The 5,383-nt window shown below is 53.8% G+C and carries 5 protein-coding genes; all 5 read left to right on the top strand.

All coding sequences use genetic code 11. From position 1 onward, the window contains the following. Positions 1-202, top strand: a 202-nt coding sequence (locus LOC70_RS12765) for a hypothetical protein (RefSeq protein ID WP_230253970.1), incomplete at its 5' end; no start/stop codon positions are given. A gap of 1,942 nt (positions 203-2,144) precedes the next feature. After that, positions 2,145-2,519, top strand: a complete 375-nt coding sequence (locus LOC70_RS24630; RefSeq protein WP_390889040.1) for an Imm39 family immunity protein — start codon at positions 2,145-2,147, stop codon at positions 2,517-2,519. Between the two features lie 744 nt (positions 2,520-3,263). Then, complete coding sequence (locus tag LOC70_RS12760) at positions 3,264-3,776, top strand: hypothetical protein (protein ID WP_230253969.1); 513 nt, start codon at positions 3,264-3,266, stop codon at positions 3,774-3,776. 226 nt (positions 3,777-4,002) lie between these two features. Next, complete coding sequence (locus LOC70_RS12755; protein WP_230253968.1) at positions 4,003-4,368, top strand: hypothetical protein; 366 nt, start codon at positions 4,003-4,005, stop codon at positions 4,366-4,368. Between the two features lie 147 nt (positions 4,369-4,515). Further along, positions 4,516-5,064, top strand: a complete 549-nt coding sequence (locus LOC70_RS12750) for a hypothetical protein (protein ID WP_230253967.1) — start codon at positions 4,516-4,518, stop codon at positions 5,062-5,064. Positions 5,065-5,383: the final 319 nt, after the last annotated feature.

The raw sequence follows: 5,383 nt of genomic DNA, 5'->3' as shown, positions 1-5,383 counted from the left end.
TCAGCACAGCGAACATCAAACCAATCGACGCTGGACACAATGGACGACAAAGCTGCGGTCGGTCGATCGTGACATCTCATCACACGATCTTGCAACATCCGTCGCGGTCATGCGAACAGTCGTCAACCTTTCGGACGAACGACTGCGTTCTGGTTGCCAACCGATCGCCTCACCGCGACTTCAACGTTTCACCGCTGCTTAGACTCCCGGAAACGATGGGAACGATGTCGACTACGCCTGATACAATCCCTTGACGTCCTCCATCGACATCGTACCCATCGTTTCCTCACCTGTCGGTGCGCTCGTGATCGTCACTCGACGCTTTCAAATCGCTCGATTGGATCAACGAAAGTATTCCCGATAACCACGCGATGATGACGGAGCGGTGGTGGAGACTAACTCGGCATTCCAATCACATCGCTCGCCACCGCCCGCATATCGCAAACGTTATCGCGGCAACTCATGCCGAACGTAGCTACGCAGATCTCAGTTACACACAACGCTATCGTCGGTGCTCGTGTTCGTCTTCTCGACGACGCATCTACGGCACGATGAAAACATCCAATACAGCGAACATCAAACCAATCGACGTTGAAAACAATGGCGGACACAACTGCGGTCGGTCGCTTGGCACACTTTGTCGTTCGATCTTGCAACATCCGTCGCGGTCAGGCGAACGGTCGTCAATCTTTCTGACGAACGGACTGCGTTTCGGTTGCCAACCGATCGCCTCACCGCGACTTCAACGTTTCGCCGCTACGTGGACTCCCGGAAACGATGCGAACGATGTCGATTGCGTCTGATACAATCCTTTGACGGTCTCCATCGACATCGTACCCATCGCTTCCTCACCTGTCGGTGCGCTCCTGATCATCACTCAACGATTCCAAGTCGCTCGATTGAATCAACGACTGAATACCCGATAACCATGCGATGATGACGGAGCGGTGGTGGAGACCAACTCGGCGTTCCAATCACATTCCTCGCCACCGCCCGCATATCGCTGCCGTTATTCGATTAACCTATGCGTGTGCTGATGCTTGCCGCAGTGCTGAATCTTTTGGCTGGCTGCAGCCGACATGATCCAACCCGACCGATCACCAACGAACAGCTATTGCTTCGTTCTCGATCCGCGATGCACTTTACAACCGTGCAACTGCCTGGAACACGCTACCAAGCACCAAGTCCGGTCTCACAGAGCGATATGCAGCGACTCATTGGAACGCTGCATCCAATTGATTGCGTCAGCTCGAATCCATTGCTCGGCGACTGCTACACTCTGTCGTACCAGGCTGGAATGAATCCCACCTGGGTCAGGGTTCGAGTCGGAGATGGCAAACTAGCCTTCGAATGGGACGACATCGTCTACGTTGGGGGCGATCCCTCCACATTCCTCGACATAGTTGAAGAAATCCGATCAGCACCCGACATTGACGAATAACCATGACATGCACGCGGAGCGGTGGTGGAGACCTGTCTCGCTTTCCAATCACACTGGTTTCCACCGCCCGGTGATGCTGAACGTTCTGTCGATGAGCATGCCTGATCCATACGAACCGCCGAGTACATCAGACGCTCGTCCACTGCACACTCGGATTTGGGCGGTGCTCACAGGCCCAACGCCCGTCCGCGACGTTCCCGAACAGCCAATGCGGTGGCTCGTTGACGCATTTATCGCCTTCGCACTTATCGTTGGCGGAACCTGCGTCGCCGGTCTGCTGAGCGAAAAATTTGGATACCTCGGTCCGCTCGCTTACCCAACCGCGTTGTTTATATCGTGGTTTCCGACTGGGCTTTGGATTCACTATTGCAAAGTTGGTCGAGACGGCACCCGATCCAACTTAACCCTCATCTGCGGTTTGATGCTACTCTTCGCAGCCTCGGGTGGATTCGCTGGACTAATCGCATTGCCGCTAGCCCTTGCTACACTTGGCCCGACTTTGTTGGCAGAGTGGTGCATCGGTAAACTACTGCTCTCGATCTTGCCCGGATCGCGTGGGGTGCTCCATGCTGCTCAAGACGCGACAGAACAATCCAATGCACCCGAGCGGCGAAGTCGGGCGTTTTGACAATGGACAATCTCTCGTCGCCGCCGGGTGATTGGTAACGTTCGCCGTATATAGATCATTCAACGAGCTGCACACTTGAGCGAACAACTCTTGATTGGCGGTGTCGCCACGAAGCGGGGACGAATTCGCCCGCCATGTGGCCCTGCGATTGTTGCCGTCGCGACAGAACTGAATCAGCGACTTGCCGAATGCAATTGGCTCGATTCTGCCCCGTTCGACACCGTCAGTTTGATACTTCGTTTCGGTGATGCAAAACCAGACTCTCAGATTGGTGCAATCAACACTTCTCACTCAGAACTTCCGGTCGCACGCGAACTATCGATGGACGAATGCATCGAACGCGCCCGTGCTGGCACCCTACTTGCTTACTTCCGTGTCGAAACGATCGTCGCACTGACCGACGTGTCAAGGCGATACAATCTGTCGCTCGATTTGTGTGAGCATGACTAGACGGTTGGTACAAGGCCAGAAATCGGCGAACCAGACGATGCACGTGAGTCGCCGAGCTGAGTTTTTCAAAGTGGTGAGTCGTCCGCGGCGACCACGTGATCGTTATCGTTATCCGACTGACGATTTGACGTTCGCAATTTAACTGCGAGATTGCATGAAGAACCCATACGAACCTCCACGTCCCATTTCGCAGTGCTCAAGTGGTAATCGTTGGGTGTTCGCTTGGAACACGTTGATCACATTGCTAGCCGTTGGATTGTGCCTTATCGCAATTGACGTTTTCACGAGTCATCGCGCGGAGCTAGCTATCTCCGGCAACATGCTTGTGTTTCTTACTGGCATCGCAAATGACTGGACGATATTGGCAGCTCTCGCATTGCTGCTCGCACAGTTATCGACCGCTCCGCTGCATCGCCGTCCTCACCTGACTCGATTTGTCGCGTTCGTTGTTTGCGTTCTATTTACTTTCCATTTCCCTTCGCTTCGGTTCAAGCAGGAAAACTTAATTGGGGCACTGTTCGCATCTACCCTACTCTCTCCGCTTCTACTATTTGGTTGTGGTCTTCCGCACGGCTTTGCTCGACTGCTGGGACAAAAAGACGGTGTTTCAACCGCATCACGCACCGCAAATGACGGATAACCATTGCGTGCACACGGAGCGGTGGTGGAGACCTGGTAACCTTTCCAATTTCATCTCTCGCCACCGCCCGGTGACGCTAAACGTTACCCGACAGACTTTGGAATATGATCGCCACTGCTAATGTCATTTTTGATCGCAGCTATTTTGAGCTTCAATACGACGAATGGTTACGCCACCGTTCGAAGTTTAAACGGTACGAGATCTGGTTCGCCATTGCGCTGACATTATTCGGCGTGACATTGGCAGTCGCATTCCAGAACCAATGGCTTGTCGGTGCCCTTTTTGCAGCGGCGGGCGTTTACGAGTTTGTGATGGCTGCCACTCACAAGCGACGATGGGTGGACGCACGAGTTGCGACCGTCCGTGATGACAAATCAGTCGATATTCAATTCGACACGGATTCGCTCACTTCGATGTCGGCCAACGGTACCGCAACAATGCGTCTGTCGGGATTCACAGGTTTCACACCAGCCTCGAAGGGGTTCTTTCTTATTCCGGACACAGGAGTGTCAATCTACGTTCCGCGTGCTACCATTGATCCAAGCGATTCGTATTCTTCCCTGGTCGAATTGCTTGGCTCCAGAATCGCTTCGCCCATAGATCCAAAATGCGGGTAACAATTGCGTGCACCGGCGTACGCGAGTCGGGCGGTTTTGAAGTTGAGAGTCTTTCGCGCGTACCCGGTGACGCGTGACGTTACCCGACTGAAGAATCATGGCTCCAGCTTCACGCGACGATTGGAACACGCTTGAGCCACCAACGGTTCGTGAGCAGCTCGATTACACCGCGTCCTTCGACCTCTGCCACGAAGGTGAACTATCCGCTGGACTTGTCCCAGAGTGCATGGAAGACAAATGGTTCGTCTACCGTGACGGCGACTGGCTATACTTTCATCGCAGCTGGACAGGGGCGCTCATCTACTGGGTGAAACTTGACTTTGACACGCAATCCATCGCGGTCTCTGAATCATGGGTCAATCGCGAATCTGAGCAGTACTCCTCGACCGACACTGCGTACGACCGGGCTTTGGTTGACTACCTGATCCGCGGATTGCTGCTCAAAGAGCAGGTTCTTTTTCCAATGCCGAAGATGCGTGGTATCCGCGGATTGCTTTTCAAGCTTGCGGGAAAGGCTATGATGTTTCAGCATTCGATCGTAGGTTCCAGCAGCGTCCCGATTCGTACGGTTGATGACTCAAGAAGCGGGTAACCAGGCGATGATACGGAGCGGCGGTCGTTGCCGTTTTTGCAGTGGTTGAGTCTCTCGCCGCCGCCCGCATATCGCTACCGTTACCCGACTGAAGCAACATTGACTACAAGCTTAAGCGATATCGATTGGCCAGCGGGCGAAGCGTCCATGCTCTGCGAATGCGGTTACGAATCGTCGCTGTTCTGCTTCGACCAAACGCCTTACCGATGCAACGCGTGTCAGTTTGTAGATTTTCCGTTGCCCACACCGTTTCTCTACGAACCACCTGCATGCACCGGTTGCGGAAACCAATTTTCGCGAGATGACCGCATCAAGGCGGCGGCGATGAGCCCTCGCTACGTACTTTCTGAGAAACTTGACAACGTCAACGCTGACTTGGTGGACTGTCCGCGATGCGGGAATCACTCACTTGCGTTGAACAGCACTGGCGTTCAGTACATGAAGGGCGAATCAGACACCTTGGTTCCCGAACGCGGTCAAAAGCTACATGCCTTGCTGATGCGAATGGATGGCGACTTGTATCTTTCGTCGCCGCGACTCTCATCGATATTCTGCTCAACCTTCGAATTTGAAGGGGTGGGTGATGATGAGATCGAGAATGGCCATTACGAATTCCGTGTTGTAGACGTACAGGCTGATGCACCAAAGTTGGTATTGCGATTTGTCCGTCGGATCCCGAATAGCGAATGGTTGTAGCGCCGAGGCAGAATTCGGGTAACCAAGCAATGCACCCGAGTCGCGAAGTCGGGCGTTTTGACAATTGCGAATCGCTCGTCGCGACCGGGTGATTGCAATCGTTATCGCGGCGATCTATGCAGGACGTAGCGATGCCGATCTTGGTTGCACACCACGCCGTCATTGATGCTTGTGACCGTCTGCTCGACGGTGCGTCGATGACACAATGGAAACATTCAGCACAGCGAACATCAAACCAATCGACGCTGGACACAATGGACGACAAAGCTGCGGTCGGTCGATCGTGACATCTCATCACACGATCTTGCAACATCCGTCG

This window comes from Rhodopirellula halodulae (assembly GCF_020966775.1).
Lineage (GTDB): Bacteria > Planctomycetota > Planctomycetia > Pirellulales > Pirellulaceae > Rhodopirellula > Rhodopirellula halodulae.
The sequence above is the reverse complement of the archived record's forward strand: the minus strand, read 5'-3'. Positions and strand labels throughout refer to the sequence as shown.

Excerpts from the sequence above, each read along its gene's own strand:
- LOC70_RS12750 (WP_230253967.1), top strand. The coding sequence starts at position 4,516 with ATGCTCTGCGAATGCGGTTACGAATCGTCGCTGTTCTGCTTCGACCAA.
- LOC70_RS12755 (WP_230253968.1), top strand. The coding sequence starts at position 4,003 with ATGGAAGACAAATGGTTCGTCTACCGTGACGGCGACTGGCTATACTTT.
- LOC70_RS12760 (WP_230253969.1), top strand. The coding sequence starts at position 3,264 with ATGATCGCCACTGCTAATGTCATTTTTGATCGCAGCTATTTTGAGCTT.